4 protein-coding genes are annotated in these 4478 nt (G+C 69.0%); all 4 read left to right on the top strand.

All coding sequences use genetic code 11. From position 1 onward, the window contains the following. On the top strand, positions 1–339 hold a 339-nt coding region (locus ACRDPS_RS00330), incomplete at its 5' end, for a DUF309 domain-containing protein (RefSeq protein ID WP_431499621.1). A 71-nt stretch (positions 340–410) separates the two neighbouring features. Then, on the top strand, positions 411–1784 hold the full coding sequence (locus ACRDPS_RS00325) for an NAD(P)-binding protein (protein WP_431499620.1): 1374 nt from the start codon (positions 411–413) through the stop codon (positions 1782–1784). 212 nt (positions 1785–1996) lie between these two features. Then, positions 1997–3460, top strand: a complete 1464-nt coding sequence (locus tag ACRDPS_RS00320; protein WP_431499619.1) for an alanine/glycine:cation symporter family protein — start codon at positions 1997–1999, stop codon at positions 3458–3460. 78 nt (positions 3461–3538) lie between these two features. Continuing rightward, positions 3539–4438, top strand: coding sequence for a dihydrodipicolinate synthase family protein (locus ACRDPS_RS00315; protein ID WP_431499618.1), 900 nt, complete (start codon positions 3539–3541; stop codon positions 4436–4438). Positions 4439–4478: the final 40 nt, after the last annotated feature.

The following is a 4478-nucleotide window of genomic DNA, read 5'->3' as shown; positions in this document are numbered from 1 at the left end:
CCCGGGGTCGAGCCCATCTCCGAAGAGCCGCGGCCGCCGGAGGAGACCATCGCGTACGCCCGCGAGCTCCTGGACGAAGGTCGTCCCTTCGCGGCCCACGAGGCTCTCGAGGTCCGGTGGAAGTCGGGCCCGGAGGAGGAGCGCGAGCTGTGGCAGGGCCTGGCCCAGCTGTGCGTCGGCCTGACCCACCACGAGCGGGGCAACGCCGTCGGCGCGTCGCGCCTCATCGAGCGCGCGGCAGGTCGGTTGGAGGCCTACGAGCGGACGGCCGGCCCGACGTACGGCCTCGAGCTTGGAGGCCTAGTCGAGTGCGCCCGGGACCGGGTGCGGGGCACGTGAGCTGTACCCCGTCTATGGCATAGGCCCAGAGGCCCTCGGTCGTGATGGTCCCGCCGTGCTTCGGTGGGTGCATGAGCCGCACGGTCGATGCTGACTACCTCGTCGTGGGCGCCGGCGCCATGGGGATGGCCTTCGTCGACGCGCTGACCGAGCACGCGGACGTACGTGTGGCCATGGTCGATCGTCGTCACGGTGTCGGCGGCCACTGGCTGGAGGCGTACCCCTTCGTCCGCCTGCACCAGGCCTCGGCCTTCTACGGCGTCGCCTCGACACTGCTCGGCGATGGGCAGCCGCAGCAGCACGGACCCGAGGAGGGACTTCAGGAGCGGGCCGACCAGGCGCAGATCTGCGCCTACTACGCCCGGATCCTCGACCGGATGGTGGAGTCCGGCAAGGTCCGGTTCTTCCCCGGCAGCGACTACCTCGGGGACGGCGCAGTGCTCTCGCGGATCGGGGGCGAGCGTTTCGAGATGCCCGGGGCCCGGATCGTCGACGCGCGTTACCTGGCGCCCAGCATCCCGGCGGAGATGCCGCCGCCTTTCGGCGTCGCAGCGGGTGCCCGGGTGGTGCCGGTCAACGAGCTCGCGCGACTCGAGGATGCGCCGAGCCAGTACGTGATCGTCGGATCGGGCAAGACCGCGACCGACGCGTGTGTCTGGCTGCTGTCGCGTGCGGTGGATCCCGACGCGATCTGCTGGGTGCGGCCTCGTGACCCGTGGATGCTCGACCGGGCCCTCGTCCAGCCTGATCCCGCGGTCTTCCTCGGCATGGCCGCCGACACGATGCGCGTCGCCGAGCAGTCGACGTCGCCCGAGGACCTGTTCCTCGGGCTCGAGGACGCCGGCATCATGCTCCGCATCGACCGCACGGTCATGCCGACGATGGCCAAGACGCCGACGTTGGCGAGGTGGGAGCTCGAGCAGCTGCGTACGGTCGAGAACGTCGTACGCCGGGGCCACCTCCAGCACGTCGAGCGCGGCAGGCTGACCTTCGCCGAGGGATCTGCCGCTGTCGCGGAGGACGCTCTGGTCGTGCACTGCGCGGCTGACGGTCTGAAGTATCCGCCGCTGGTCCCGGTCTGGCGCCCCGAGGCGATCACCCTGCAGCCGATCAGAGCCGGTTTCCCCTGCTTCGGCGCCGCGGTCGTCGGCTACGTCGAGGCGACCCGCGGCAGCGACGCCGAGAAGAACCGGCTCTGTCCACCGAGTCCACTTCCGGACTCGATGGTGACGTGGGCGAGGATGAACGTCCTGGGTACCCGCGCGGCCATGTCGTTCTCGGCCGAGCCGGACATCAAGGAGTGGTCGGACCGGGTCGCACTGAACCCGGCTCGGATTCCACGTGGGCATCCCGGATCCGCGGCCCTGGACGACGCGCGCGAACGCCTGGCGACGCACACCAAGCCCGGTCTGGCTCGCCTGGCCCACCTGGCCGGACTGAGCTGAGCCGAGGTTGCGTGCCCGCTGCCCAGGCTGGTGCGGCAACGGCAGGAGCCGTTCCGTCTGCTGAGCGGCCCGCACCGTTGCGCGGGGGGAGCTGTCCACGCTCATGGTGGATCACCCAGTTCAGAGGGTTGTGTTAGTGCAATGTCACACCGTAGTGTTACCGACCGCTGTGTGACTCCGGTCACCATGTCCCGAGACTGAAAGAGGTAGCCGTGGATCTGCTGGTGAAGATCAACGAGTGGTTGTGGAACCCCTTGATCGTGTTGTCCCTGGGGTTGGGGCTCTTCCTGACCTTCCGAACCCGCGTGCTGCAGGTTCGACGGCTGCCGGACATGGTTCGGCAGCTTCGTGGGGGTGGCTCGTCCGCCGAGGGGATCTCGTCGTTCCAGGCGCTCGCGCTGACGCTGTCGAGCCGCATCGGCGTCGGCAACATCGCGGGCGTCGCGACCGCGATCTACGCGGGCGGGCCGGGAGCGCTGTTCTGGATGGCGGTGATGGCCTTTCTCGGCGGTGCGACCGCCTTCGTCGAGTCCACGCTCGCCCAGATCTACAAGGAGCGCGTCGGGGGTCAGTTCCGCGGCGGGATCCCGTACTACCTCGAGAAGGGGCTCGGCCTGCGTTGGCTGGGCGTGGTCGCGGCAGTCACGGCGGTGAGCCTGTACGCCGTGCTCGCGCCCGGCATCCAGTCCAACAACATCGCGGCGAGCTTCGAGGGCGCGTTCGGTGTGCCGGCCTGGATCACCGGCCTCGTCGTCGTGGCCGCCCTGGGCTTCATCGTCCTCGGCGAGCGCAAGCGCATCGTCGGGTTCGCCGACAAGGTGGTGCCGTTCATGGCGGTCGCCTACATCGTCGCCGCTGTTGTGGTGCTGGCGGTGAACATCACCGAGCTGCCGGCCGCGCTGAGCCTCGTGGTCTCCAGTGCGCTCGGACTCGACTCGGTGTTCGGCGGCATGGTCGGCGCGGCGATCGCCTGGGGCGTTCGGCGGGCGATGTTCTCGAACGTCGCCGGCGTGGGGGAGGGGACGTACGGATCGGCGGCCGCCGAGGTGTCCCATCCGGCCAAGCAGGGGCTCGTGCAGTGCTTCTCGATCTACGTCGACACCCTGATGGTGTGCATGGCGACCGGGTTCATGATCATCGTGACCGGCAGCTACAACGTCGCCACCGCGGACGGCAAGACGGTGGTGAACCACCTCGACGGTGTCGAGGCCGGTCCGGCCTACACGCAGACCGCTCTGGACACGGTCGGGGCTGGTGTCGGGGGACCGGTCGTGGCGGTCGCGCTCGGGCTGTTCGCGTTCACGACGCTGGTGGCCTTCTACTACATCTGCGACACCAGCCTGACCTACCTGCTGCGCGGCACGAACCGCGCGGCCAGCATGGTGCTCAAGCTCGCGCTGCTCGGGATGACGTTCTTCGGTTCGGTCCAGGCGGCCGACCTGATCTGGGCGATCGGTGATGTCGGCTACGCGAGCCTCGCCTGGGTCAACCTGGTCTGCCTGCTGTTCCTGCTCAAGCCTGCCCTCATGACGCTCCGTGACTATGACGAGCAGCGGCGCGCCGGTGTCGACCCGACCTTCGACCCCGTGCGTCTGGGGATCCGTCACGCTGACTACTGGGTCGCTCGCCAGGCCGAGGCGGCGACGGACGCTCCCAGCGGGGCGAGGCGACACTGAGCGGGCGCGAAAATTCACCCCTTGTATGACAGTGCAATGTCACATAGCATTCACGAGACATCGGAACGAGGAGAACTCATGACCAACAAGCCCTGGCGTGGCATCACCGTCGCGACCGCTCTGCCCCTGACCGACGATCTGGCCGTCGACTTCGACGGCTATGCGGAGCACGTTCGCTGGCTCGCCGAGAACGGGATGGACGGCGTGGCCCCGAACGGGTCGCTCGGCGAATACCACAACCTCACCGACGAGGAGCGTGCCCGCGTCGTCGAGATCGCGGTCGAGGCCTCGCCCGACGGTTTCGGCGTGATGCCGGGCGTGGCGGCGTACGGATCTGCGGAGACGTGTCGCTGGATCGAGCAGGCCGCGTCGGCCGGTGCGCAGTCGGTGCTGCTGCTCCCGCCGAACGCCTACGCCGCCGGCCGGGAGGCGGTGCTCGAGCACTACCGCGCCGCGGCTGCGGTCGGGCTGCCCATCGTGGCCTACAACAACCCCTACGACACCAAGGTCGACCTCACTCCCGCCCTGCTCGCCGAGCTCCACGGTGAGGGCCTGATCGTCGCGGTGAAGGAGTTCACCGGAGACGTACGCCGCGCCTATGAGATCCGCGAGCTGGCACCTGAGCTGGACCTGCTGATCGGGTCCGACGACGTCCTCCTCGAGCTCGGCCTGGCAGGTGCCGTCGGATGGATCGCCGGCTACACGAACGCCTTCCCGCGTGCCTGCAAGGAGCTGTACGACCTGGCGACGTCCGGACGGGCCGAGGACATCGAGAAGGCTCTTCCGATCTACCGCGACCTGCACCCGCTGCTGCGCTGGGACTCCAAGACGGAGTTCGTGCAGGCGATCAAGCTGTCGATGGACCTTGCGGGTCGTCGTGGCGGCCCGTGCCGGCCGCCGCGGCTCCCGCTCGCGCCCGAGACCGCCGAGCGCGTCACCGTGGACACCAAGGCCGTGATCAGCAAGGGCTTCAACTGATCTGCGCGGGTCTGCCGTCCTGACCGATCCTGGTCAGGAC

It is taken from the genome of Nocardioides sp. (assembly GCF_050699375.1).
GTDB lineage: Bacteria > Actinomycetota > Actinomycetes > Propionibacteriales > Nocardioidaceae > Nocardioides.
The sequence above is the reverse complement of the archived record's forward strand: the minus strand, read 5'-3'. Positions and strand labels throughout refer to the sequence as shown.